The following is a 23,290-nucleotide window of genomic DNA, read 5'->3' as shown; positions in this document are numbered from 1 at the left end:
GGTGGCATGAGAGTCCTACCGGGTCACCAGATCGGACGGATCGGTGTTCGCGCCGCACACCACGACCGCGGTCCGCTCGCCCGGCGCGGGGGTGTACGCCCCGGTCAGAAGGGCCGCGAGCGCGGCGGCCGTGCCGTGCTCGGCGACGAGCCGGTGCCGCTCCCACAGCGTCCGCCGCGCCGCGACGATCGCCTCGTCCGGCACCAGGACGGACGCGACGCCCGTCCGGCGCGCCACCGCGAACGCGATCTCGCCGATCCGGGACGCGCCGAGCGAGTCGGCCGCCACCCCGGACACGTCCACGGTCGCCGGTCCGTCCTGGTCGAGGGCCGTGCGCAGGGTCGGGCAGCGTTCCGGCTCGACCGCGACGACCCGCGCCGCGCCGTCCAGCGCGGTCGCGATCCCGGCCATCAGGCCCCCGCCGCCGACCACGACCAGCGCCGTGTCGAACGCGCCGCCGGTCTGCTCCAGCAGCTCCAGCCCGATCGTGCCCTGCCCCGCGCAGACCTCCGGCTGGTCGTAGGCGTGGCAGAACAGCGCGCCGGTGTCGGCGGCGTCCTTGAGCGCGGCCTCCTGCGCGTCCGCGTACTTCTCCCCGACGGGACGGACGTCCGCGCCGAGCGCCCGCAGCCGCTCGACCTTCACCGCGGGCGCGGTGCGCGGCAGGAACACCCGCGCGGGCACCCCGAGCGTCCCGGCGGCGTACGCGACGCCGAGCCCGGCGTTGCCCCCGGACGCCGTGACCGCCCCCGCCGCCGGGAGGGCGCCCCGCTCGGCGGCGGCGAGCAGCCGGTTGAACGCGCCGCGCGCCTTGAACGACCCGCCGTGCTGCGTCTGCTCCAGCTTCAGCCACAGCGGGACGCCGAACGCGTCGCTCTCCAGCACCGGCGTCCGCCGGACATGCCCGGCGATCCGGGCGGCGGCGGCGCGGACGTCCGACTTCTCGATCATGGGAGCCCCTTCCGGTGAGATCACGCCCCATCCTGCCCGCCGGGCGTCGCGGGGCAACTCGGCGGTGTTGTCGGATCCGTGGGGGGCGGGGCGGGTGAGGACGGCGGGCGGTGCGACGGGCGGGTGTTGTGGAGCTTCATGACCTGCTGGAGGCCGGGGGAGTCCGCGAGCGTCGGGCACGCCCAGTCGGACTGGTGGCCCCACGAGTAGCTGATGTCGAACGCGGGGTGCGGCAGCAGCGCGTCCCACTGCCGGAGGAGGCTCGTGAGCTGCCCGGACGTCGGCAGCCTCCAGTTCTTCTCGCCCGAGCTGCACGCCTGCCCGAACGTCTGGATCACCGGCACCATCATCGCCCGCGCGAACCCGGCGCGTTCGGCCTGCGCGACCATCGTCCCTACCGCCTTCGGGTCGCAGCCCGACGTGTCCGACCTGCACGGATACGGGTCCAGGCCGATGAGGTCGAGGTGCGTCGCGGACGGCTCGAGCGGCGTCATCGTCCAGTCGGTGAGCGACGCGAACGCCTTCTGGCCCGGCGCGTACCGGTGGATCAGGTCGGCGCGCTCGCGGATCTGCCCGACGATCCCGGGGCATTCGGCGGGGTTCGGCTCGTCCGACAGGTACCAGCCGTACACGCGCGGGTCGCGGGCGAGGCGCCGGACGGTCGAGCCGAAGTCGTCCGCGGACAGGTCGAAGCCGCCGCACGTGGTGTTCCCGACCCAGACCAGCGCGCGGCCGCCGTCCGGCAGCGACCCGACCTCGCCCGGGCCGACGTCGAAGAGGGTGAAGCCCAGGGAGCCGGCGCGCGCCCGGTCGGAGGCGGGCATGTTCAGCGCGACGTGCAGCGTCCCGGACGAGTGCGTGGGCGCCGCGACGGGGACGGCGGGCTCCGCCGAACCGGACGAGGGATGGACGAGATAGCCGAAGACACCGCCCGCGAGTGCCGCGACGGCGGCGACGGCGGCGAAGTGGTGGGTACGCAACGCTCCTCCCGGGGGCGGGATACCGGCGTCCCGCCGGACCCTGCTGCCCGGCGGCCGGACGCGATCGCCCTCCACCGTCCCCCGCACACCGCCCGGCGCCCCCGTCCCAGAACGAACGGGCATCGAACTCGGCATGGAGGACCGCCCCGGCATGAGGCCGGGGCGGCGCTCGTCAAGCGTGGGAGCCCGGGCGGACGGTCAGCCGCGCTTCCAGCGCCACTGGCCGTTGGTGTACCGGACGCACCGGTACCGCTTGCCCGTCTTGTACGCGTACCCGTAGCGCAGGTGCGCCGCCTTCGGGCAGTACGAGCCCGGCGTGACGCACTCCCAGTGCTGGTGGACCTTGTGGGAGTGGCAGCGGGCGGCGGACACCGTCGGCGCGGGCGCCGGGGCGGCGTTCGCGGAGGCGGCGGTCACGCCGGTGACGACGCCGGTGGCCATGAGGCCGGTGGCGGCGGTGACGAGCAGCCTTGTGCGCATCGAGCTCCTTCGGGGTGCGGGTGTGGTGGACGAACGTGGGGCACATCTAACTGAAATCCCGGGCCTACACGGGCGAAGGTGAAAGAGCGGGCATAGCGGTCGAGTTCACCTGAATGACATCAGACGATCACTCGGGGTCAGTAGGTTGCGGATCACGCGCCCCCCACCAGCGAGGTTCGCCATGCGCCGCCCCCTGGCCGCCGCCGCGACGGCCGTCGTGCTTGTCCCAACCTGGTCACACCCGACGCGCGCGGAGGTCGCCGCCGAGGTCCGTCCCGGGGCCGCCGCGCAGGCCGGCGGCGGGTTCCGGCTACCGCAGCGGTTCTTCATCGCGCACCGGGCGTCCGGCTCGTTCCTCGCGCCGGAGAACACGGCCACGGCGTTCGAGGCGGGGATCCGCGACCCGGACGCCGACCTGCTGGAGTTCGACGTCCAGGTGCTCAAGGACGGCGTCGGCGGCGTCTGGCACGACCCGACCGTCGACCGCATCACCCCGTCGCACGGACGCGTCGGCTCCCGGACGAGCGGCCGGTTCAAGAAGCTCCGGATCGACGCGCACGCCTGGTTCGGCGGGACGGCCAAGGACACCCACCCGCTCCTCCTGGACGAGGTGCTCGCGAAGTACGCCAAGCGCAAGCAGCTCCTCGCCCACCCGAAGGACTCCCGCGCGGCCCGCCTGGTCATCGACCACGTCGTCGCGCGCCACCTCACCGGGAACGTCCAGATGCAGACGGACCGGCTCGCGGACGCCGTCGCGGCCCGGAAGGCGGGCATCACCGCGCAGCTCCTCGTCGGCAACGAAAGCCAGGCCGTGCCGCCCGAGCAGATCGAGAGGGCGGGGATCCACCGGGTCTCGGTCAACTCCGGGCTCCCGGACGCGTTGATCGCCGGGTACGCCCGCGCGGGGCTGGTCGTGGCCTGTTTCAACGTCGAGTCGCAGACGCGCCGCGACCGGCTGTACCGGATCGGCGTGCGCGGCATCGACACCGACGACCCCGTCTACCTGCACGGATCCCGCTACCGCCGGACGTCCGACCCGTTCGCCGCCGGGACGTACGCGCCCGGCCACATGGGCCAGGACCAGACCGCCGCCGCCATGGCCCTCTACCAGCGCGGACGGTTCACCGGCCCCGACTGGTGGACGATCCCGTACGGCCGCGCCGACCTGTTCACCCGGCAGGGCTGGGCGACACTGGGCCGTTCCTTCATGCTGAGCGCGACCGTCCGGTTCGACCGGCTCAGCGGCCGGAGGGCCGACGCCGCCGCGATCCAGTTCTCGTCCCCGACCGACGACCCGTACGAGGCGCGGACCGGCGGCTACGACCTGGTCCTCCGCCAGGACGGACGCCTCGACCTCTACAAGGAGCACCGGCTGATGGCGTCCGTCCGGACCCCGCCGATCACCCGCCCGGGCACCACGGCGGGCCTGCGGGTGACCGTCACCCCGTGGACGATCAGCGCCGGGCGCGAGGGCGGGCCGGGCCTGACCGTGTCCGACACGTCCTACCGTGGGAGGTACCTCTACCTGGGCCGCGTCAAGCCCGCCGGGCAGGACGGACCGCAACTCTCCTTCCGCGACGTGGCCGTGGAATGAAAGCCGGACCCTTCTGGTTGAAGGTTCAACGAACAGTGAGACCGGGAGGAGCGGAATGAACACCTACGACGAGTTCCAGCGCGCTCAGATGTTCTTCGACGCGCGGGACTACATCTCGGCGTCCCGCCTCCTGGCCCCGGTCGCCGAGGCCGAGCCCGGCAACGGCGCCGTCGCCGAGCTCCTCGCCCGCGCGTACTTCCACAGCGCCCAGCTCGGCCGCGCCGAGGACGCGTTCCGCCGCGTCCTCGACATCGACCCGGGCAACGGCTGGGCCCACGAGGCCCTCGCGCGCACGCTCGAGCGCCGCAACCGCCCCGACGAGGCGGCCCGCTACCGCAAGCTGGCCGTCGCGATGGGCGTCACACCGTCCGAGGAGATCGAGGTCTCGGTGACCGCCGCGAACCTCGCCGACTGATCCGAAGGCCCGCCGCCCCGCGACGGGCCTTCACCCTTGCGCGAGCCGGTACGTGCCGATGAGGACGCCGCCGCCGGTGACCTCCGACGCGACCAGGTCGAACGCGGTCAGCGCGTCCCCCTCGTCCGCGAACAGCCGGAACCCCGAGCCGAGCAGGATCGGGTGGATCATCAGCACCATCTCGTACGGCAGCAGCGACCGGACGAGCCCCCCGCTCCCGAAGATCACCAGGTTCTCGTCCAGACGCCCCTTCAGCTCCGCGACGGCCGCGGCCCCGTCGTCGTCCAGCAGCGTCGACCCCGCCCACGGCAGCGGCTCCGTTATCGTCGTCGACACCACGTACTTCTGGACGCGCTCGAACGCCTCGGTGATCGGATTCGGCGGCTGCCTGGGCCAGTAGTCGAAGAACCGCGCGTACGTCACCCGCCCCACCAGCAGCGACCAGGCGTCCGACATCCGCGCCCCCATGGCCCGCCGCATCGCCGGATCCTGCCGCTCGACGGCCCACCCCCCATGCCGGAACCCACCCCGCGGATCCTCATCGGGATGCCCGGGAGCCTGCATGACCCCGTCCAACGTCACCTGCTCCAAAGCAACAACCTTGCCCATGCCTGCCCCCTTCCCTGTGAAACTGCGCCCATGCCCGACTCCCACACCCCGCGCATTCGAGAGATGCGCCTGTACCGGCGCTACATCGACCTCGTCGCGTCGGGTGCCAAGACGGCCTTCAGTGTTCCAGGGCGTGTTTGATGAAGTGGTCCAGGTCTCGGCGGGGGAGGGAGCCGCCATGGCCGGCTATGACTTCGCGGGAGCGGATGACCAGGACTGTTGGGACGCCCTGGATCTCGTAGCGTTCGGCTAGTTCGGGGGCCACGTCGATGTCGATGCGGGCCGTGGAGAGGCGTTCGGCGTTGTCGGCGGCGAAGCGTTCGACGATGGGGCCGAACTGCTTGCAGGGGCCGCACCACTTGGCCGTGAAGTAGGCCAGGACGGGACGTTCCCCGGCGCGGGCCAGGAGCCGGTCGAAATCGTCCGCGTCGTCGATCGCGACGACGTTCTGGTCGCCGACGTGGGCGATGTCGCGGGCGGTGAGGGACGGCAGCTTCTCCGCGGGGTACCAGAGGCCGTTGATCTCGACGTCCGGTAGCGAGCGGATCAGGCCGAGGAGCTGCTCGGCGCCGAGGAGGTCACCGCCGTCGGCCGACTTGACCTCGAGCACCTCCAGCTCGGGCAGTTGGGTGATGAAACCGAAGTGGGACGGTTCGAGTTGGGTGTCCGTCCAGATGGTGAGGGACTCCAGGCCGTCCAGGGAGCCGAACGACTCCAGGCCCTCGGCGTTCAGCTCGTCGGAGAGCAGGCGCAGCGAGTAGAGCCCGTCGATCGAGCCGATTCCGGCGAGGGCGTCCAGGTCGGTGGCGCGGCGGGAGACCTCCAGGTTCATGAGGCCCGTCCCGGCGAAGCGCTCGAACCAGCGGCCGGGGCTGGTGTCGTCCTCGATGCCGAGGATCTCCAGTTCGGGCAGGTCGGCGAGGCGGGCGAGGGCGGTGTCGTCTCCGGCGGGCTCCTCCAGGACGACCTGGAACAGCTCCTTCTGGTGCGAGAGCCGCGTCAGGCCCTTCGCGGAGACGCCGGACGCGGCGAAACCGGCGAGGGCGTCCTCCGGCAGCGCGTCCAGGAACGCCAGGTCGCCGGCGGACGTGCCGTCCGGCATCTCGAGGGACGCCATGTGCCCGGCGGGGACGGTCACCTCGCCGCGCGCGTCCGTGAGCGTGATGTCGTCGTCCTCGTTCCCGACGGCGACGATCTGGATCTCGCCCACGGACCGCTCGTCCGGGAACCGCAGGACGACGTCGCCCCGGTTCCACAGCCGCTCGTCGTACTCGACGCCGTTCTGCCCGCTGCTCTGCTCGGTCACCTCACGGTGATCTCCGCGCGCCGGAGGGGGAATGCCCGACCTGCGGAAACATGGCCGAGATTTGGGGTGGACGCGACCGCTCAGACGGCTTCGGCGGGGACCGGGGGCCGCAGGCCGGGCGCGATGGCGAGGGTGACCGCGACGGACGCGGCGGCCATCACCGCCATCCCGGCGGACGGCCCGGTGAACTGCGCGACGGTGCCCGCGATCGTCGCGCCGACGCCCTGCATCGCCAGCATCCCGGACGAGAACAGCCCGAGCGCCTGCCCGTGCAGCTCGTCCGGGGTGAGGGCCATGAGCCGCTCCTGGAGCAGCAGCGTCGAGCTGTACCCGACCGACGCGAGCGCGATCACGGCGACCGCGACGGGCAGCCCGGGGTCGAGCGCGAAGGCCAGATAGGGCGCGGCGAGCAGCAGCCGGATGTACGGGCCGATCCGCTCGCGCCACGCGGGCGGCAGGAACCGCCCGGCGAGGACGTCCCCGACGAACATCCCGACGGCCGCGACGGCGAGCAGCATGCCCGCGTGGGACGGCGAGTACGGCACGTACAGCGACTCGCAGCCGACGATCAGCCCGTTCGGCACCCACAGTCCGACGAACACGTACCGCCGGGCCGGGGACGTCAGCAGCCGCCCGTTCCCGCGCCAGGTCGCGGCGATCGAGGGGCGCCCTCCGGCGCGCGCCGGACGCGCCGACAGCCCGAACCGCGAGGCCAGCGCCGACACCAGGTACAGGGCCGCGCCGACGAGGACCGTTCCACGCGGGGAGAAGAACGCGACGAGCAGGCCGCCGGTCGCGAATCCGGCGATCTGCGTGAGCCCGCTCGACATGTTCAGCACCGACCGTCCGAGGACGTATCCGTCCTTCGGCAGGATGTCGGTGAGCATCGCGTACCGGACGCCGCCCGCGACGGACCCGGCGAGCCCCTGGACGCCCAGCAGCGCGAACAGCGCCCAGACCGGCAGTCCCGGGATCGCGACCAGCGCCGTGGTCAGGGTGAACACGAGGGACGTCGCGGTGAGCGCGGCGCGCGGCGGCAGCCGGTCGGCCGCCGACAGCAGCGTGGTCGCGCCGATGAGCTGGGTGAACGACGGGCCGAACATCGCCAGTGACGAGAGCAGCGGCGACTTGGTCGCCTCGAAGACGAGGGTGCCGAGCGCGAGGCCGCTCATCGCCATCCCGGCCGTGTTCGCCGAGACGACCGCGAACAGCGGCGTGTACTCCGGCGCCCGGAACAGATCCCGATAGGTGCGCATAAGCGAGATTGTTCGGCGCGGCCTCCGCGGCAGCTAATGTTTCGCGAGGAGGCGAAACATCATGAGCGTGTGGCTGATCGACGCGGACACCCTCGCGAGCGGACGGTTCGTCCTGTCACCGCTGGCCGAGACCCTCGGCTGCCTGCGCGACCTCGAAACGGAACAGGCCGACCACCCCGGACGCCGTGCCTGGATGGACGCCGTCCTGCCCGCCTACCGCGCGCACATGAGCGAGAACCCGGTCGCGCGCCGGATCGTCCGCGAGGGCCTCATCGCCTTGAAGACGAACTGGAACGCCGACTTTCTCACGCCCGCGCCGATGGGCGCGTTCGAGCCGTCCTTCGAGGACGAGGTCGCGGTCATCCGGGCCACGCCGCCCGCGAAGGCCCGCGCCGACCTGGAGGTCTCGGTCGGCGGCCCGCTCCCCGAGATCCTCCGCCGGGACGACCTGCCGCGGATCGCCGCCGACGCCATCACCGAGGTCTGGCGGTACGCCGTCGAGCCGTTCTGGCCGCGGCGGCGACGCGTCCTGGAGGCCGACATCATCGCCCGCACCCGCCAGCTCAGCCGGGACGGCTGGGCCGCCGCGCTGGAGGGGCTGCGGCCGGGCATCCGCTGGCTCGGTGACGGCCGCCTCCAGATCAACGCGGCCGAGTACCCGCCGCGCGACGTCTCCGGCGCGGAGCTGTTCCTCGTCCCGATCACCTCGCCGCACGGCTGGGTGAGCTGGGCGGACGGCGTCCGGTACGCCAAGTTCTACCCGTGCGCGGGCGAGCTCGCCGCCCCCGACCCGGCCGCCGTCCCGCGGGCCCTCGCCCGCCTCCTCGGCGAGGGCCGCGCCGCCGTCCTCACCCTCCTGGACGACCCGAAGAGCACCACGCAGCTCGTCGCGCTGACCGGCCTGCCGCTGGGCTCCGTCGGCCGCCACCTCAAGATCCTCCTGGAGGCGCGCCTCGCCGACCGCCGCCGCTCCGGCCGCTCCGTCCTCTACTACCGCACCCGCGCCGGCGACACCCTGATCCACGCCCAGACCGCCACCCCGACCGTCACGCCTTGAACGTCACGCGGTACGTCTTGCCCGCGGCGAAGCGTCCATCGAGGTCGTTGCTGCTGCCGCGGGGCGAGATGACGTAGCCGGACCACTTCCCCGGCGTCACGTGCACGGTCAAAGTCCTGGGCGCGGGGAACTCCAGCCCCGGATATCCCGCCGAGCAGATGTCGTGGTCCATGAACAGGACGGCCTGCTGCCGCTTCGCCTTCACGGTCGTGACCTTCGCGCGGATCGTGGCGAACTTCAGGTGCGCCTGGTCACGGACGAGGCCCGAGGGAATGCCGCGCGTCTCGCCCGAGACCCAGTACTGCGTCCCGGCGGACGAGCCGTTCCAGGCCGCCTGGTAGCCGAAGCTCAGCGCGCGGTCGGTGTTCGGCACGATGTAGGAGCCGCCCTGGTCGGGCAACTGGCTCAGCAGAGCCTTCGCAGTGCATACCGCGCCGCTCGCCATGGACATGCTCGATCCGCGCCCCGGGTTGATCGAGAACCGCTTTCCCTTGCGGGCGTCCAGGATCACGTCCACGTGCCGGGAGCCGATGGTGACCGTCCGGGCGGCGAGCGTCTGGGTGCCGTCCGGGCCGTCGTCCGCCGTCTCGATCGTCACCGAGATCGCGTACCGCCCCTTCTTGAGGGTCCGGTTCGTCCCGGTCGTGAACCGGTGGGTGTTCTCGCTGGTCAGGGCCGCGATCTCGACCTCCGTCCGGACGGCGCGGCCGTGCCGGTCCAGGGTCCGGACGGTCAGTGAACCCCCGGTCGCCGCGTCCGCGGGGACGGCCTGGCAGGCCAGGAGAAGGGCGCCGAGGAGGACGCCGCCCGTCCCGGCCGCGACGGTTCCGATTTCGCGCATGCTCACGCTCGCCTTCAGCGGGGGGTTCTGGTCGGCAGGGTCGGATTGTAGGTCGGAGATCACGTTCTGGGGGAGTGGGGCGGCGGGTATTTTGGGGGGATGATCGACGTGCCCGTTCAGTACTTCGAGGCGCGCGACGGCGTGCGGCTGGCCTTCCGGGAGCTGGGGGAGGGGCGGCCTCTCGTCCTGGTCCACGGCTACTTCTCCACCGCGACGGTGAACTGGATCCGGTACGGGCACGCCGAGGCGCTCGCCGATCTCGGCTACCGGGTGATCATGCCCGACCTGCGCGGACACGGTGACAGCGGCAAGCCGCACGACCCGGCGCACTACCCGCCGGACGTCCTCGCCGACGACGGGTTCGCCCTGCTCGACCACCTCGACCTGACCGACTACGTGCTCGGCGGCTACTCGCTCGGCGCGCGGACGACCGTCCGGATGCTGGTGCGCGGCGCGACGCCGGTGCGGGCGATCCTCGGCGGCATGGGCCTCACCGGGATCGTCGAGACCGAGGGGCGCGGCGAGCACTTCCGGACCGTCCTGAGCAACCCCGGCGCGTTCGAGCGCGGCACCGCCGAGTGGCGCGCCGAGGCGTTCCTGAAGACCGTCGGCGGCGACCGGACGGCCCTGCTGGGCGTCCTGGACACCTTCGTCAGCACCCCGCGCGAGGAACTGGCGCGCCTGACGCTCCCGACGCTGGTCGTCGCCGGGGCGGACGACCACGACAACGGCTCCGCGAAGGACCTGGCCACCGCGCTCCCGGACGGCCGCTACACCGAGATCCCCGGCAACCACATGAGCGCCGTGACCCGCAAGGACCTGGCCGAGGCGATCGCCGAGTTCCTCGAGGACTGACCGCCGTCAGTTCTTCGGTGACGGCCCCGGCGGGCCGTCGTGGCGGTGGCCGTTGCGTTTCCTGGGGGGCTCCGGCGGCTCGCCGCTCTTGGGGAGGCGGAGGACGAAGCGGGCGCCCTCGACGCCGTCGTCGCGGTCGGCGATGGCGAGCGTCCCGCCGTGCGCCCGGACGATGTCGCGGGAGATGGCGAGGCCGAGGCCGGTGCCGCCCGCGTCCTTGTGCCGGGCCTCGGCGAGCCGGGTGAACCGGTCGAACACCCGCTCGCGGTCCTCGGGCAGGATCCCGCCGCCGTCGTCCACGACCTCCACGACCGCGTCGTCGCCCTGCTCGCCGACCTTCACCGTGACGCCGGTCGCGGCGTGCCGGTCGGCGTTGTCGATGAGGTTGGTCAGGACGCGGGCCAGCTCCAGCCGCCCGCCGCGCACGGTGACCGGGGAGTCGCCGACGACCGACACCCTGGTCCGGCGCGGACGGCGCAGCACCTCCTGGTCGGCGATCTCGTGCAGGTCCAGCGACTCCTTCTGCAGCCCCCCGCCGGACTCCAGCCGGGCCAGCGCGAGCAGGTCGTTCACCACCTGCTCCAGCCGGTCGGCGTTGCGCAGCATCGCCTCGGTCGTCTCGTTCATGTCGGACGCGTGCGGGTCGGACCGGGCGAGCTCCAGCTCGGTCCGCAGGCCGGTGAGCGGGCTGCGCAGCTCGTGCGACAGGTCGGAGATGAACGCCCGCTGCCGCGCCACCGCCTCCTCCAGCCGGTCGAGCGTCTGGTTGATGCTGCGGGCGAGCGCGTGGATCTCGTCCTTGCGGACCGGCTCGGGCACCCGCCGCTCCAGGTCGGTCGCGGTGATGTCGTCCAGGTCGCGGCGGATCACGTCCACCGGGCGCAGGGCACGCCCGGCCGCGCGCCACGCGCCGAGCCCGACGATGCCCGCCGCCGCCGGGATGACCAGCGCCGACAGCGCGGCCACGCCCGGCTTCGGGAGCCACGGATGGGCCGTCTGGAGCGCGTAGACGACCAGCTCCTCCTTCCCGTTGTGGACGCGCAGCGCGACGACCTGGAAGCACGGCCCGCCGGGCGCGTCGATCTGGCAGCCGACACCGTCCTCGCGGTTGTCCGGGCCGGTCGGGATCCGGAAGTTGACGGCCGGCCGCCCGCGCATGGCGTCGGTCGCCGCCACCACGCGCCGGGACATGTCCACGACCTGCGCGAGCGCCTCGGGGTGGCTGCTGACGATGTGGGGCTGGGTCTGGCCGTTCCGGACGAGTTCGGCCACGACGCGGGCCCGCCGGGCGACGCTCCGCTCCTGGGAGTGCTGCGCCTCGGCGGTCACCAGCAACATCGCGACGAGGTAGAGCGGGATCACCAGCAGGATCGTGATCGCCACCGCCCGGACGGTCACCCGGGTGCGGATCGACGGGTCACGCAGCACCCGCTGCCACAGCCGCGCCGACGGACCGCTCACGCCCGGAGGGTTCCCCCGCCACGGTAAACACGATCCGCCGGACCCGGCAAAGATCCGTTACACCGGGCCGAAACGCCCTTTCCGGACAGCCTTTTCGCCCCTTTCGATCACCCGGTCCGCCCTGTCGGTCCTGGTTCCACCCGGTCGGTCCCCGGTTCCGCCCCGTTCAGTCCCCGGCGAGGCCCCAGCGGGTGCGGATCGCGTCGTCCACCAGGCCGAACAGGCGGTCCATCACGATCCCGATCACCAGGATCACGATCATGTAGGAGATCATCGCGTCCGTCTGGGAGAACTCGCGGGCCTGCGACAGCAGCACGCCGAGCGAGGTGTGCGACGAGATCACCACCAGCAGCTCGCCCGCCATCAGCGACCGCCACGCGAACGCCCAGCCCTGCTTGAGCCCCGCCACGAACGAGGGCAGCGACGCGGGCAGGACGAGGTGCCGGTACAGGTTCAGGCCGCGCAGCCCCATCACCTTCCCCGCGCGCAGCAGGATCGGCGGCGTGTAGTCCACGCCCGCGATGAGCCCGTTCGCGATGGACGGCGCCGCGCCCAGCACCACCACGAACAGGATCGCCTGCTCGCTCAGCTGGAACAGCAGGATCGCGAGCGGGAACCACGCGATCGACGGCATCGTCTGCAACCCGGTGATCAGCGACCCGACCGCGCGGCGCAGCACCGACGACTGCGTCACCAGCGCGCCCACGACCGTCCCGACCAGCACCGACACCGCGAACCCGAGGACGGCCCGCTGCATCGTCAGCCCGACCGCGCCCCAGAACGACCCCGTGGTGACCTGGCGGCCCAGCTCGGGCAGCGTGTCCGCCGGGCCGGGCAGCACATAGGACGGCTTCCAGCCCGACCACACCACGACCTGCCAGGCGAGCAGCGCGATCGCGACGGCGCTCGCCATCGGCCACACCGCCGACCACGCGCGCGCGGCCGGGTTGCGGCGCGTCTCGCCGCCGAGCTCCAGCGCGTCCAGCCCGGAGATCTGCCGGCTCAGCTCCGGCCGTGCTTCCGGCCTTGACGATTCCTGGTCGGTCGCGTCGTTCTTCGTCCGCACGTCAGGCGCCATGGCGTCCGACCTCCTCGCGCAGCCGGTCGGTGATGGTCCCGGCGAGCGCGGCGACCTCGGGGGAGTCGATCCGGCGCGGCCGGTCCAGCGGGACGGGGAACTCCTCGACGACCCGTCCCGGACGGCTCGACAGCAGCACCACGCGGTCGCCGAGCCGGACGGCCTCGCGGACGTTGTGCGTGACGAACAGGACGCTCAGGTTCCGCTCCCGCCAGATCCGCTCGATCTCGTCGTGCAGCAGGTCGCGGGTCATGGCGTCGAGCGCGCCGAACGGCTCGTCCATGAGCAGGAGGGTGCCCGCGCGGTCCTTCCCGGCGGGCTCGGCGTCGATGGTCAGGGCGAGCGCGCGGGCGAGCGCGACGCGCTGCCGCATTCCGCCGGACAGCTGGTGTGGGCGCTTCCTCTCGAACCCGGCCAGATGCACCAACGCGAGCAGCTCGGCGGCCCGCCCACGGCGCTCGGCGCGCGGGACGCCGCGGGCCTTCAGCGCGAGCTCGATGTTCGCCGTGACCGTCAGCCACGGGAACAGCGCGGGCTCCTGGAACATCAGCGCGACGCGCCGCCCGGCGGTGTCGATCGTCCCGGCGGACGGGCGGTCGAGCGCCGCGACCAGGTTCAGCAGCGTGCTCTTCCCGCAGCCGGACGCGCCGAGCAGGCACACGAACTCGCCCGGTCCCACGGTGAGGGATACGTCGTCGAGGGCCAGCAGCGGCCCGAACGCTTTGGAGACGCCGTCGAGCCGGACCGCTGCCCCGGAGGGCACGGTCCGGCTCGCGGCGGCCTGGACGGCCTGTGTCATTTGTCGGTGACCTGTGCCTTTCCCTGTGCCTTGAGCACGTCGTTGAGGGGTCCGAGGTCGTAGATGCCGTTGAGGTCGACCTTGTCCAGCAGGCCGATCTCCTCGGCGTGCTGCGCGCCCGCCACCAGGGACGGCGCGATCGGGTCGGTCGTGAACGTGAGGCTCCTGAACGCCGCGTCCAGGACGTCCTGCTTGATGGGCTTGCCCGACAGCTTGGTCAGCGCCTCGTTCGCCGCCTGCTCGGCGCCCGCCTTGTCGGAGTTGATGTAGTCGGTCGCCTCGACCACGCCCTCGAGGAGCTTCTTCACCTGGTCCGGGTGCTTGTCGGCGTAGTCGCGCCGGACGATCAGGTTGGTGATGACGAACTTGCCGCCGGGCCACAGGGACGACTCGTCCAGCAGCTTCTTGCCCTTGCCCTCCAGGATCAGCCGGGACGCGTAGGGCTCGGGCACCCACGCGCCGTCGATCGAGCCCTGCTGGAAGGTCTGGATGGTCTGCGCGTTGTCCTGCGGGACGACCTTGACGTCGCCGGAGCCGTCCTTGTTGGCGGTCAGGCCGTTCTTCTTGAGCCAGTAGCGCAGCGCGACGTCCTGGGTGTTGCCGAGCTGCGGCGTGGCGATCTTCTTGCCCTTGAGGTCCTGCGGGCCGTTGATGCCGGGCTTGACGACGAACGAGACGCCGCCGGACGCCGCCCCCGAGATGACCTTGATCGCCTTGCCGTGGGACTTGGCCCACGCGTTCACGGTCGGGTTCGGGCCGACGAACGTGGCGTCCACGGCGCCGGAGAACAGCGCCTCGACGGCGGCCGGGCCCGCGTTGAACGTGGCGGTCTTCGGCGCGGCGCCGAGGTGCTTGGCGAAGATGCCCTTCTGGATGCCGACCAGGGCGGTCGCGTGCGTGATGTTGGGGAAGTAGCCGAGCCTCAGCGGGGCGGGCGCGCCCCCGGACCCGCCCTTGTCGTCGCCGCCGCAGGCGCTGAGCGTCCCCGCGGCGGCCAGGACGGTCAGCGCCGCGACGGCGGCGCGCAGGCGGATCGTTCGCTGCATCGCTGAATTCCCTACTATTTAGGTCGGGTTGACGTGCCAAGTAGACAATGTCGGATATCTCCTCGTCAACCCGCCCGAAGGTTCGAGTGCGCACAGGGTTCGCCCTGTCGCGTCCGGTCAAGGCACGCGCCGGTCTCGGAGCACTGGCGCGCCGGTCCGCGCACCGGCGGTTCCCGCACACCGGTTCGGGCGTGCCAGTTCGAAGTCAGGTCGGGGCGCTGGATAGGCTCGGGGAGCATCCGCCCACGCGGGTGCGCTGTCTGAGCATGCCGATGCAACTGGGGAGATGCCCGTGTCGTCGATCGAGGCCGTCCTCGCCCGTGAGGTCCTGGACTCCCGCGGCAACCCGACCGTCGAGGTCGAGGTCCTGCTGGCGGACGGGACCGAGTCCCGTGCCATGGTGCCGAGCGGAGCGTCCACCGGCCAGTTCGAGGCCGTCGAACTGCGCGACGGAGGCGAGCGCTACGGCGGCAAGGGCGTCCGCGGCGCCGTCAAGGCCGTCAACGAGACCGTCGACGAGACGCTCGTCGGCTACCCGGCCACCGAGCAGCGGCTGATCGACCAGCGGCTGATCGACCTGGACGGCACGCCGAACAAGGCGTCCCTCGGCGCGAACGCCATCCTCGGCGTCTCCCTCGCCGTCGCCCGCGCCGCCGCCGACTCGTCCGGGCTGCCGCTGTTCCGCTACGTGGGCGGCCCTAACGCCCACGTCCTGCCCGTCCCGATGATGAACATCCTCAACGGTGGCGCGCACGCCGACACCAACGTGGACATCCAGGAGTTCATGATCGCGCCGATCGGCGCGCCGACGTTCTCCGAGGCCGTCCGCTGGGGCGCCGAGACCTACCACGCGCTCAAGTCCGTGCTGAAGCAGCAGGGCCTGAACACCGGCCTCGGCGACGAGGGCGGCTTCGCGCCGGACCTGTCGTCCAACCGCGCCGCGCTCGACCTGATCCTCGAGGCGATCCGCAAGGCCGGGTTCGAGCCGGGCCGCGACATCGCGCTCGCCCTGGACGTCGCCGCGTCCGAGTTCCACACCGACGGTGTCTACGAGTTCGAGGGCTCCAAGCGCACGGCCGACGACATGGCCGCCTACTACGGCGAGCTCGTCGAGGCCTACCCGCTCGTGTCCATCGAGGACCCGCTGAACGAGGACGACTGGGCCGGCTGGAAGTCCCTCACCGACGCCATCGGCACGAACGTCCAGCTCGTCGGCGACGACCTGTTCGTCACCAACCCCGAGCGCCTCGGCCGCGGCATCCGCGAGGGCGTCGCGAACGCGCTGCTGGTCAAGGTCAACCAGATCGGCACCCTCACCGAGACCCTGGACGCGGTCGCCCTCGCCCAGACCAGCGGCTACCGCTGCATGATGAGCCACCGGTCCGGCGAGACCGAGGACACCACGATCGCCGACCTCGCCGTCGCGACCAACTGCGGCCAGATCAAGACCGGCGCCCCCGCCCGCTCCGACCGGGTCGCCAAGTACAACCAGCTGCTGCGCATCGAGGACATCCTGGACGACGCCGCCCGGTACGCGGGCGCCGCGGCGTTCCCGCGGTTCACCCACGGGTCCTGAGCGCGTTCCGGAGCTACCGGCCGGGAGCGCGTCCCGGCCGGATCCCGATCTGAGGAGCGGTGATGGCGGCGGACGACGGCGGCGGCGGAAGGCGGACGAACCCGGGCACGGGTTCCGGTTCCGCCTCCGGTACGGGACGGCAGCGCGGCAGGCAGGGCGGATCCGCCCTGACCGGACGCGCCGCCATCCTCGCGGTCGTGGTCTGCGCCATCGCCCTGACGCTCGCCTATCCCGTCCGGGAGTACATCGCGCAGCGCCAGGAGATCGCCGACCTGGAGCACAAGCAGTCCGTCGCGCAGAAACAGGTCGCGGAACTCTCGCAACGCAAGCAACGGCTGACCGACAAGTCGTACATTGAACGTGAGGCCAAGCGCAGGCTCCATTACTGCATGCCCCACGAGAAGTGCTACATCGTCCTGGACGGCGGGGCGAGCGACGGAGAACAGGCCCAGCGGGGCGGCGTGAACGAGCGTCCGCCGTGGTACGAGACGCTCTGGCGGTCGGTGGAGACCGCGGACCGCACCCGCTGACACGCACACCCGCCGGGTGACGGAGCCCGGCGGGGGCCGACGGTCTCGCCGGGCGCGGAGTCCGGCGAGGGTCACGGCTCTCGGGCGGGTGCGGAGTCCGGCGAGGGTCACAGGTCTCGGCGGGCGCGGAAGCCCGGCGAGACGGGCACGGCGTCCTCGGGACGCCGGGAGAACGGTGTTCCGCGCGATGCGGGACGCCGGAGCATTCGGTGCCGCGGGGAGGCGGCACGACGCGGGCCGGTGCGGTCCGCGGGTGGGGACGGGAAATGATCGACGAACGCGACACCGCGGCCATCGCGGCGCAGCTCGGCCGTGAGCCGCGCGGCGTCCGGCGTGTGGCCTACCGCTGCCCGTGCGGCAATCCTGCCGTGATCGAGACGGCGCCACGGCTGCCGGACGGCACGCCGTTTCCGACGCTGTTCTACCTGACCTGCCCGAAACTGGCGTCCGCGATCGGGACGCTGGAGGGCGGCGGGATGATGCGCGGGATGCAGGCCCGCCTGGCGGACGACCCGGAGCTGCGCGCCTCCTACGAGGCCGCGCACGCCGACTACCTGCGCCGACGCGACCAGGCGACGAAGGAGGAGGGTGTCGAGCCGCTGCCCGAGGGCATGCAGAGCGCGGGCGGCATGCCCGAGCGCGTGAAGTGCCTGCACGCGCTGATCGCGCACGAGCTCGCCGTCCCGGGCGTCAACCCGTTCGGCCACGAGGCCCTCGCCGAGCTGCCCGAGTGGTGGCGCAACGGCCCCTGCGTCCGCCCCGGCGGCGACGCGGAGACGACGACAGATGATCGGCCCGACCAGGAGGGGGAACGGTGACGCGCGTCGCCGCCATCGACTGCGGAACCAACTCGGTCCGGCTCCTCATCGCCGACGTGGAGGGCGACACGCTCACCGACGTCGAGCGCGAGATGCGGATCGTCCGGCTGGGCCAGGGCGTCGACCGGACCGGACGGCTCGCCCCCGAGGCCCTCGACCGCACCTTCACCGCCATGCGCGAGTACGCCGGGATGATCGAGGCGCACGGCGCGGAGAAGGTCCGGGTCGTCGCGACGAGCGCGACCCGCGACGCGGAGAACCGCGCCGACTTCGTGTCCGGCGTCGTCGACATCTTCGGCGTGGTCCCGGAGGTGATCACCGGCGACGAGGAGGCGCGGCTCTCCTTCACCGGCGCGACCCGCGAGCTCGCGGCGCTGCGTCCGGCGCGTCCCTACCTGGTGGTCGACATCGGCGGCGGCTCGACCGAGTTCGTGCTCGGCGCGTCCGGCGTCGAGGCGGCCGTGTCGATGGACATCGGCTGCGTCCGGCTCACCGAACGGCACCTGAAGGACGCCGACCCGCCGAGCCCCGAGCAGATCGCCGCGACGATCACCGACATCGACGCCGCGCTCGCGACCGTCCGGGAGACCGTCCCGGTGGACGAGGCGCGCACCCTGGTCGGCCTGGCGGGCTCGGTCACCACGGTCGCCGGGATAGCCCTCGACCTGCCCGAATACGACTCGTCGCGGATCCACCTCTCCCGGATCATGGCCGCGCAGGTCCACGACGTGACCCGCAACCTCCTGCACGCCACCCGCGCCGAGCGCGCCGCGATCGGCGTCATGCACCCCGGCCGCGTCGACGTCATCGGCGCGGGCTCCCTGATCATCGACCGGATCATGCGCGAGTACGGCTTCGGCGCGGTCGTCGTCAGCGAACACGACATCCTGGACGGCATCGCCTGGTCCCTCGCGGGTTAGCGGGCCCCTCGCGGTTCGGGCGGCGCGGCCACGGTGAACGTGGCGGCGCCGCCCTTCGCGTACCGGGGCGAGGGCGGTCCGCTGACCAGCAGGCGAAGCCGGTGACCCGCGGCGAAGCGGTGGCCGACCGCGCCGAGCCGGACGCTCGTCTCGCCTCCGGCCGTCCTGGCGACGCCGTCGGCGACGTTGTGGGAGCGTCCGCCGGCGTCCACGTCGCTGAGGCGGACGAAGAGGTCGCCGTGTCCTGAGAGCCGGAGTCGTACGTCCATCACTCCGACGATCTCCAGGGGCTCGTCCAGTACGGCCGTCTCGAAGAGCAGGACGTCCTGATGCGCGGCGTAGCGGTCGTCGCGTTTCACTCCGGCGCGGTGCGACAACAGAGCCCCGCCGATCGAGGGCGGCGCGGCGTCCGGCTCGTACCGGAGCGTCGCGGGTAGTTCGGGTCCGTGCTCCCAGGTCGGCATGTCCGGGACGCCGGGCCAGGTGTCGAAGTCGCGCCACTCCCCGCTCACGTTGAGGCGCAGCGGCGCGCCCGGTTCCTGGGCCTCACCGGTGAGGTGGGCGCGGAACCAGGTCACGGCGGCGTCGAAGGCCTCGGGAAGTCCCTGACCGAGCGCGGTCGTGTGCGTCCACGGGCCGACGACCAGCCGGGTCGGGGTCCCGGCCCCGCGCAGGGTCTCGTACTCGCGGACGGCCTGGTCGAGCGTGACGTCCTGCCAGCCGCTGATCACGCAGGTCGGGACGCGCGGGGTGACCTTCGCGCCCGTCCAGTGGGCGCCCGCCGGGTCCGGGTGCGCGACGGCGTGCCGCAGGACGGGCGGCCCGGTGATCTCGTCGGCCCGGAGGCCCCTCCGCAGCCGCCGGGAGATCCGGGCGAGGTCGGCGAGGTGCGCGGGCGTCATCCGGCCCTCGTGGGACAAGGCCGTGGACGCGACCAGCGCGTTCTCCAGGTTGAGGACGCCGCCCGTGAAGAAGAACGCGTGCGGGTCGTGCAGCGGGACGAGCGCGACGGCCGCGCGCAGCTCGGGCGGCGGATCCTGCGCGAGCGCGGCGGACGCGTGGCTCTGCGCGCTCGCGCCGATCGTCCCTAGCGCGCCGGTGAACCAGTCCTGTCCTCGGAGCCAGGTGACTGTGGCGTGGCCGTCGTCCGCCTCGTCCTGCCACGGGTGGAACGTCCCGCCCGATCCGCCGGTGCCGCGCCGACTCTGCAGGACGACGTGGAACCCCTGCTCGGCGAACGCCACACCGAAGACCGCCGCCCACGGGAAGCCCCGCGTGTACGGGCTGGACACCAGCAACGTCGGGAAGTCGCCCTCGCCCAGCGGGACGTAATGGTCGGTCTTCAGCGGGACGCCGTCGGCGGCCGGGACGTCGATCCCGCCCTCGAATCCGACGGGATACCGCGCCTCGGGCAGCCCGCGCAGCAGGCGGCGGTGGAGGCGGGCTCCGCGCGGGACGCGTCCGGCGGCGCGGGGGAGTCGTGCGGTCGGGGTGACGGGGGCCATGGGCTCCTCCGAGGGGGGTGACCGTTCTCGTACTTAGTACGAGAATAGCAGGATGATGCGCATGGACCCCGAGGCCCTCTGGCTCGACGCGGACCGGCCCCGGCTCGGCCGCCCGCCCGCCCACACCCGCGCGGAGATCACCGAGGCCGCCGTCGCGATCGCGGACGCCGCGGGCCCGTCCGGCGCGTCCGCCGTGACCATGCGCAAGGTCGCCGCGCACATCGGCGCCGGCGTGATGTCGCTCTACACCTACGTCCCCGACCGGGAGACGCTGCTCGAGCTGATGATCGACCACGTCGTGGGGGAGCGACTCCCGCCCCCGGGCACCGGAGACTGGCGTGCCGACGTCCGGGCCCTCGCCCACGCCCAGCGGACCACGATGCTCGCGCACCCGTGGCTGCCCGCCGTCCTCCCCGCACGCCGCACGCTCGGCCCGAACACCCTGCGCGTCCTGGAGCACGCCCTGGTCGTCATGGCGCCCACCGGCCTTCCGCCGGGTGGGATCCTCGAGGTGTTCTCCCTGGTCACAGGCTTCGTCGCGAGCCACGTCGGCTACGAACTCGGCCAGCGCGACGCCGCCGCGCAGGACCCGGCGACCCAGCTCCGCTACCTACGCCGAGCCGCCGAGGCGGGCGGCCTGACCACCCTCGCCGCCCTCCTGGACGCCGACCCCACTCCGCCCCCGCCCCCGACCGAAACCGGAACCTTCGACCGTCTCCTGGACCGCCTCCTCAACGGCCTCGTCTCCTAGCCGCCGTCCCGCAGCTCCGCGACCAACGCCGGAACGATCACCGCGTTCGGGCTCTGCTGCGGCACGTGCAGCACGGCCGGCCCCCCGCCCACCGGGCGGATCCAGACCCGCCCCTTCTCGACGACGGCGTCGGACACCATCGCCCACGACACCGACGCCCGCCCACCCCGCAACCCACCCGGGTGGACGACGAGCCCCTGCGCCACCTCGACCGCCCCGCCCATGCGGACCCGCCCCGCGATCTCACCGACGAGGCGCTCCTCGGCCCGCTCCCGGCACACCCCCACGAGCCTCGTCCAGAGCCCCTGGGCGTCATAGTGCGCGGACGGATCCAGCGCGACCTCGACCCGCGGCCCCGCCTGGAACGGATGACGCCCCACCCGGAAGATCCACTGCGTCGGCAGGGCCGTCTTCCAGTACGCCGTCCACTGGACGTCGTCCCAGCTCAGAGCGCTACTCCCGTACGAGACGCCCGTGCCGTCCACCGAGAGCAGCAGTCCCCGCACCTCCGCCGCGACGGGCTCCACCGCCCGCCGGGCCGCCCCATGCCTGGACGGCCGGCTCGGCTGCGGATTCAGCGCCTCCGTCCACGCCTCCCCGTCCCACCAGCGCAACTTGCTCTCACCCAACGGATCGGCATACCACCCCGGCCCCGCCATCCGCCCACCCTCCACTAGCCCCGACAGCCCCGCCCACCCTCAACGCCACCCACGCGCCTCCTCCAACGCACAACCCCCCACCACCGTTTCGCGCCGAACCCCGACCCCCGCGAAGCCCCGTCTCACACGAAGGTCCGTCCCATGCGGAGGCCCGTCCCACCCGGAGGTCAGTCCCGCGCGGAGTTCCGCTCCACGTGGAGCTTCGCTCCGCGCGGAGGTCCGTCCCACGAGGAGGTTCGCCCTGCGCGGAAGTCTGTTCCGCGCAGAGCTTCGCTCCGGGCGGAGGTCCGTTCCGCGCGGGGGGCCGTTCGGCTCGGAGGTTCGCTCTGCGGGGGCGTCCGTCCCACGTGGACGTCCGCGCCTGGTGTGGACGCCTGCGTTTGCCTCGCGTGGCCTGTGCCCGCGTGCCACGCGCGTGCGTGCGTGCCACGCGGGCGGTGGGGGTGGCTCTCGTGGTTGGCTGTGTGGGGGCGGGGTGCTGGGGCTCGTGTACAGGCTTCGCACATGGCCTCCGTCCGCGGACCCTGTGCACGGATTCCCCGCGCACGACCCGCGTGCGCGGCCTCATGGTCCCTCCAGCGTGGAGGCATCGTACCTACGACGAGTGCCCGTGATGCGCGTTTCGTCCCGGTAGGTCGTGATCAGTGTCCAGGCCGCATGCGGCCGCTCTGACGTGCGAGGATCGCAACATGAGCGACGCCGCCAACGCGCCTTACGTCCTGCCTGGAACCGGCTGGCCGGACGACCCGGCCGAACCCGGAACGCCCGTGGCGCACGACGCCGCCGAGGTCGCCGGGCTCGCCGCGTCAGCGCCGTCGCTCCACGATCTCCTCGCCCGCCAGTCCGTCTGCCGCGCCTGCGACCGGCTCGTCGAGTGGCGCGAGAAGATCGCGGTCGAACGGCGCCGCATGTTCGCGGACGAGCCCTACTGGGGACGTCCCGTCCCCGGCTGGGGCGACCCCGAGCCCGGGATCCTCATCGTCGGCCTCGCCCCGGCCGCGCACGGCGGCAACCGCACCGGACGCATCTTCACCGGCGACCGCTCCGGCGACTGGCTCTTCGCCTCCCTGTACCGGGTCGGCCTCGCGAACCAGCCCACCAGCGTCCGCGCCGACGACGGCCTGCGCCTCATCGGCGCCCGCATGGCCGCGACCGTCCGCTGCGCACCGCCCGACAACAAGCCCACCCCCGCCGAACGCGACACCTGCCGTCCGTGGCTGGCCCGCGAGATCGCCGCCGTCGCCGCGTCCGTCCGGTGCGTCGTCTGCCTTGGCGGCTTCGCCTGGCAGGCCGTCTGGCCCGCCCTGGACCAGGCCGGATACACCCTGCCCCGCCCCCGCCCGAAGTTCGGCCACGGCGCCGAGGCCGCCCTCACCGCCCCGGACGGAACCCCCGTCACTCTCCTCGGCTGCTACCACCCCAGCCAACAGAACACCTTCACCGGCCGCGTCACTGAGGACATGCTCGACACCCTCTTCACCCGAGCCAGAAGCCTCGCCACCTCCTGACATCGCCACCCACCGCCTGGTCGCCGTCGGCGGGGAGCTTCGTGGAACTCGCCTGCGGACGGTCGCTGCCTGCTGGGCTTGGGATGTGCCAGGTCAGCCTGGTGGGGAGGAGGCGGGCGAGGGCCGCCCTGGATCGGCGGTGTGATGCCGCTGTCAGGGCGCCGACTTTCGATGGCTCGCCGGGGAGGGCGAAGCTGCGTGATGCGAGGTGAATATGCCCAGGTCAGGGCTGTCGGCGAGGGGCAAGCCTGCCGGGGCGGCGCGGAGCGGGCGGGGCGGCGAGGGGCGGCGGGGC

General features: G+C 72.8%; 23 protein-coding genes. 10 read left to right on the top strand and 13 right to left on the bottom strand.

What is annotated here, in order from left to right; all coding sequences use genetic code 11:
• Window positions 1–15 precede the first annotated feature (15 nt).
• The 3 genes from EBO15_RS23545 to EBO15_RS23535 all read right to left on the bottom strand — a co-directional run bounded on the left by EBO15_RS23545 (window position 16) and on the right by EBO15_RS23535 (window position 2,411).
• Entirely contained in the window at window positions 16–951 is a 936-nt protein-coding gene (locus EBO15_RS23545; RefSeq protein WP_122196609.1) for a threonine/serine dehydratase, read from the bottom strand.
• A gap of 20 nt (window positions 952–971) precedes the next feature.
• Window positions 972–1,931, bottom strand: a complete 960-nt coding sequence (locus EBO15_RS23540) for a hypothetical protein (protein ID WP_122196608.1) — start codon at window positions 1,929–1,931, stop codon at window positions 972–974.
• 198 nt (window positions 1,932–2,129) lie between these two features.
• Window positions 2,130–2,411 (bottom strand): hypothetical protein, encoded by a 282-nt coding sequence (locus EBO15_RS23535; RefSeq protein WP_122196607.1) that lies wholly within the window; start codon window positions 2,409–2,411, stop codon window positions 2,130–2,132.
• 181 nt (window positions 2,412–2,592) lie between these two features.
• Between EBO15_RS23535 and EBO15_RS23530 the strand changes: the two genes are divergently transcribed.
• Window positions 2,593–4,005 (top strand): glycerophosphodiester phosphodiesterase, encoded by a 1,413-nt coding sequence (locus tag EBO15_RS23530; RefSeq protein ID WP_122196606.1) that lies wholly within the window; start codon window positions 2,593–2,595, stop codon window positions 4,003–4,005.
• 55 nt (window positions 4,006–4,060) lie between these two features.
• Window positions 4,061–4,420, top strand: a complete 360-nt coding sequence (locus EBO15_RS23525) for a tetratricopeptide repeat protein (protein WP_122196605.1) — start codon at window positions 4,061–4,063, stop codon at window positions 4,418–4,420.
• A 30-nt stretch (window positions 4,421–4,450) separates the two neighbouring features.
• Here the strand turns inward: EBO15_RS23525 and EBO15_RS23520 are convergent, their stop codons facing one another.
• The 3 genes from EBO15_RS23520 to EBO15_RS23510 all read right to left on the bottom strand — a co-directional run bounded on the left by EBO15_RS23520 (window position 4,451) and on the right by EBO15_RS23510 (window position 7,591).
• Window positions 4,451–5,029, bottom strand: coding sequence for a dihydrofolate reductase family protein (locus EBO15_RS23520; protein ID WP_122196604.1), 579 nt, complete (start codon window positions 5,027–5,029; stop codon window positions 4,451–4,453).
• A gap of 118 nt (window positions 5,030–5,147) precedes the next feature.
• A complete protein-coding gene (locus EBO15_RS23515) occupies window positions 5,148–6,335 on the bottom strand; it encodes a thioredoxin family protein (protein ID WP_122196603.1) in 1,188 nt (395 codons plus the stop codon).
• An 80-nt stretch (window positions 6,336–6,415) separates the two neighbouring features.
• Window positions 6,416–7,591 (bottom strand): MFS transporter, encoded by a 1,176-nt coding sequence (locus tag EBO15_RS23510; RefSeq protein WP_122196602.1) that lies wholly within the window; start codon window positions 7,589–7,591, stop codon window positions 6,416–6,418.
• Between the two features lie 61 nt (window positions 7,592–7,652).
• Between EBO15_RS23510 and EBO15_RS23505 the strand changes: the two genes are divergently transcribed.
• The gene (locus EBO15_RS23505; RefSeq protein WP_122196601.1) at window positions 7,653–8,648 is read left to right on the top strand and encodes an ArsR/SmtB family transcription factor; all 996 of its coding nucleotides are present in this window, start codon (window positions 7,653–7,655) and stop codon (window positions 8,646–8,648) included.
• Here the strand turns inward: EBO15_RS23505 and EBO15_RS23500 are convergent.
• Window positions 8,638–9,489 carry a hypothetical protein gene (locus EBO15_RS23500; protein WP_122196600.1) on the bottom strand — a complete coding sequence of 284 codons (852 nt, stop codon included), beginning with the start codon at window positions 9,487–9,489 and terminating at the stop codon, window positions 8,638–8,640. The genes EBO15_RS23505 and EBO15_RS23500 overlap by 11 nt on opposite strands.
• A gap of 99 nt (window positions 9,490–9,588) precedes the next feature.
• On the opposite strand from EBO15_RS23500, the gene EBO15_RS23495 reads away from it, so the two are divergent.
• Window positions 9,589–10,344, top strand: coding sequence for an alpha/beta fold hydrolase (locus EBO15_RS23495; protein WP_122196599.1), 756 nt, complete (start codon window positions 9,589–9,591; stop codon window positions 10,342–10,344).
• Window positions 10,345–10,350: 6 nt separating this feature from the next.
• Here the strand turns inward: EBO15_RS23495 and EBO15_RS23490 are convergent, their stop codons facing one another.
• The 4 genes from EBO15_RS23490 to EBO15_RS23475 form a co-directional block, all read right to left on the bottom strand.
• On the bottom strand, window positions 10,351–11,805 hold the full coding sequence (locus EBO15_RS23490) for a sensor histidine kinase (RefSeq protein WP_233616386.1): 1,455 nt from the start codon (window positions 11,803–11,805) through the stop codon (window positions 10,351–10,353).
• Window positions 11,806–11,971: 166 nt separating this feature from the next.
• Window positions 11,972–12,883, bottom strand: coding sequence for an ABC transporter permease (locus EBO15_RS23485; RefSeq protein ID WP_122196598.1), 912 nt, complete (start codon window positions 12,881–12,883; stop codon window positions 11,972–11,974).
• Complete coding sequence (locus EBO15_RS23480; RefSeq protein WP_122196597.1) at window positions 12,873–13,682, bottom strand: ABC transporter ATP-binding protein; 810 nt, start codon at window positions 13,680–13,682, stop codon at window positions 12,873–12,875. The genes EBO15_RS23485 and EBO15_RS23480 overlap by 11 nt, the downstream gene beginning before the upstream one ends.
• The gene (locus tag EBO15_RS23475) at window positions 13,679–14,728 is read right to left on the bottom strand and encodes an ABC transporter substrate-binding protein (RefSeq protein WP_122196596.1); all 1,050 of its coding nucleotides are present in this window, start codon (window positions 14,726–14,728) and stop codon (window positions 13,679–13,681) included. Before EBO15_RS23475 ends, EBO15_RS23480 begins: the two co-directional genes overlap by 4 nt.
• A gap of 292 nt (window positions 14,729–15,020) precedes the next feature.
• On the opposite strand from EBO15_RS23475, the gene eno reads away from it, so the two are divergent.
• The 4 genes from eno (at window position 15,021) to EBO15_RS23455 (ending at window position 18,572) form a co-directional block, all read left to right on the top strand.
• Window positions 15,021–16,304 carry a phosphopyruvate hydratase gene (gene eno, locus EBO15_RS23470; RefSeq protein ID WP_122196595.1) on the top strand — a complete coding sequence of 428 codons (1,284 nt, stop codon included), beginning with the start codon at window positions 15,021–15,023 and terminating at the stop codon, window positions 16,302–16,304.
• 62 nt (window positions 16,305–16,366) lie between these two features.
• On the top strand, window positions 16,367–16,834 hold the full coding sequence (locus tag EBO15_RS23465) for an FtsB family cell division protein (RefSeq protein WP_122196594.1): 468 nt from the start codon (window positions 16,367–16,369) through the stop codon (window positions 16,832–16,834).
• A 266-nt stretch (window positions 16,835–17,100) separates the two neighbouring features.
• On the top strand, window positions 17,101–17,652 hold the full coding sequence (locus EBO15_RS23460) for a DUF501 domain-containing protein (protein ID WP_122196593.1): 552 nt from the start codon (window positions 17,101–17,103) through the stop codon (window positions 17,650–17,652).
• The gene (locus EBO15_RS23455; protein WP_122196592.1) at window positions 17,649–18,572 is read left to right on the top strand and encodes a Ppx/GppA phosphatase family protein; all 924 of its coding nucleotides are present in this window, start codon (window positions 17,649–17,651) and stop codon (window positions 18,570–18,572) included. Before EBO15_RS23460 ends, EBO15_RS23455 begins: the two co-directional genes overlap by 4 nt.
• Here the strand turns inward: EBO15_RS23455 and EBO15_RS23450 are convergent.
• Window positions 18,569–20,077 (bottom strand): CocE/NonD family hydrolase, encoded by a 1,509-nt coding sequence (locus EBO15_RS23450; RefSeq protein WP_122196591.1) that lies wholly within the window; start codon window positions 20,075–20,077, stop codon window positions 18,569–18,571. The two genes, EBO15_RS23455 and EBO15_RS23450, sit on opposite strands and share 4 nt — an antisense overlap.
• Window positions 20,078–20,129: 52 nt before the next feature.
• On the opposite strand from EBO15_RS23450, the gene EBO15_RS23445 reads away from it, so the two are divergent.
• Window positions 20,130–20,828 (top strand): TetR/AcrR family transcriptional regulator C-terminal domain-containing protein, encoded by a 699-nt coding sequence (locus tag EBO15_RS23445; protein WP_199744759.1) that lies wholly within the window; start codon window positions 20,130–20,132, stop codon window positions 20,826–20,828.
• On the opposite strand, the gene EBO15_RS23440 is transcribed toward EBO15_RS23445, so the two are convergent.
• Window positions 20,825–21,487, bottom strand: a complete 663-nt coding sequence (locus EBO15_RS23440; protein ID WP_122196589.1) for a DUF2510 domain-containing protein — start codon at window positions 21,485–21,487, stop codon at window positions 20,825–20,827. The two genes, EBO15_RS23445 and EBO15_RS23440, sit on opposite strands and share 4 nt — an antisense overlap.
• A gap of 689 nt (window positions 21,488–22,176) precedes the next feature.
• Between EBO15_RS23440 and EBO15_RS23435 the strand changes: the two genes are divergently transcribed.
• A complete protein-coding gene (locus EBO15_RS23435; protein WP_122196588.1) occupies window positions 22,177–22,995 on the top strand; it encodes a uracil-DNA glycosylase in 819 nt (272 codons plus the stop codon).
• The last annotated feature ends 295 nt before the right edge of the window (window positions 22,996–23,290 follow it).

Source organism: Actinomadura harenae, assembly GCF_003696215.1.
GTDB lineage: Bacteria > Actinomycetota > Actinomycetes > Streptosporangiales > Streptosporangiaceae > Spirillospora > Spirillospora harenae.
Note: the sequence above shows the minus strand (reverse complement) of the source record. Positions and strands in the feature narration are given on the sequence as shown.

Coding starts and splice junctions, on each gene's coding strand:
- EBO15_RS23520 (WP_122196604.1), bottom strand. CDS start 5,029: ATGGGCAAGGTTGTTGCTTTGGAGCAGGTGACGTTGGACGGGGTCATG.
- EBO15_RS23510 (WP_122196602.1), bottom strand. CDS start 7,591: ATGCGCACCTATCGGGATCTGTTCCGGGCGCCGGAGTACACGCCGCTG.
- EBO15_RS23460 (WP_122196593.1), top strand. CDS start 17,101: ATGATCGACGAACGCGACACCGCGGCCATCGCGGCGCAGCTCGGCCGT.
- EBO15_RS23445 (WP_199744759.1), top strand. CDS start 20,130: ATGATGCGCATGGACCCCGAGGCCCTCTGGCTCGACGCGGACCGGCCC.
- EBO15_RS23505 (WP_122196601.1), top strand. CDS start 7,653: ATGAGCGTGTGGCTGATCGACGCGGACACCCTCGCGAGCGGACGGTTC.
- EBO15_RS23535 (WP_122196607.1), bottom strand. CDS start 2,411: ATGCGCACAAGGCTGCTCGTCACCGCCGCCACCGGCCTCATGGCCACC.
- EBO15_RS23545 (WP_122196609.1), bottom strand. CDS start 951: ATGATCGAGAAGTCGGACGTCCGCGCCGCCGCCGCCCGGATCGCCGGG.
- EBO15_RS23435 (WP_122196588.1), top strand. CDS start 22,177: ATGAGCGACGCCGCCAACGCGCCTTACGTCCTGCCTGGAACCGGCTGG.
- EBO15_RS23465 (WP_122196594.1), top strand. CDS start 16,367: ATGGCGGCGGACGACGGCGGCGGCGGAAGGCGGACGAACCCGGGCACG.
- EBO15_RS23440 (WP_122196589.1), bottom strand. CDS start 21,487: ATGGCGGGGCCGGGGTGGTATGCCGATCCGTTGGGTGAGAGCAAGTTG.
- EBO15_RS23500 (WP_122196600.1), bottom strand. CDS start 9,489: ATGCGCGAAATCGGAACCGTCGCGGCCGGGACGGGCGGCGTCCTCCTC.
- EBO15_RS23450 (WP_122196591.1), bottom strand. CDS start 20,077: ATGGCCCCCGTCACCCCGACCGCACGACTCCCCCGCGCCGCCGGACGC.
- EBO15_RS23475 (WP_122196596.1), bottom strand. CDS start 14,728: ATGCAGCGAACGATCCGCCTGCGCGCCGCCGTCGCGGCGCTGACCGTC.
- EBO15_RS23480 (WP_122196597.1), bottom strand. CDS start 13,682: ATGACACAGGCCGTCCAGGCCGCCGCGAGCCGGACCGTGCCCTCCGGG.
- EBO15_RS23525 (WP_122196605.1), top strand. CDS start 4,061: ATGAACACCTACGACGAGTTCCAGCGCGCTCAGATGTTCTTCGACGCG.
- EBO15_RS23530 (WP_122196606.1), top strand. CDS start 2,593: ATGCGCCGCCCCCTGGCCGCCGCCGCGACGGCCGTCGTGCTTGTCCCA.
- EBO15_RS23495 (WP_122196599.1), top strand. CDS start 9,589: ATGATCGACGTGCCCGTTCAGTACTTCGAGGCGCGCGACGGCGTGCGG.
- EBO15_RS23485 (WP_122196598.1), bottom strand. CDS start 12,883: ATGGCGCCTGACGTGCGGACGAAGAACGACGCGACCGACCAGGAATCG.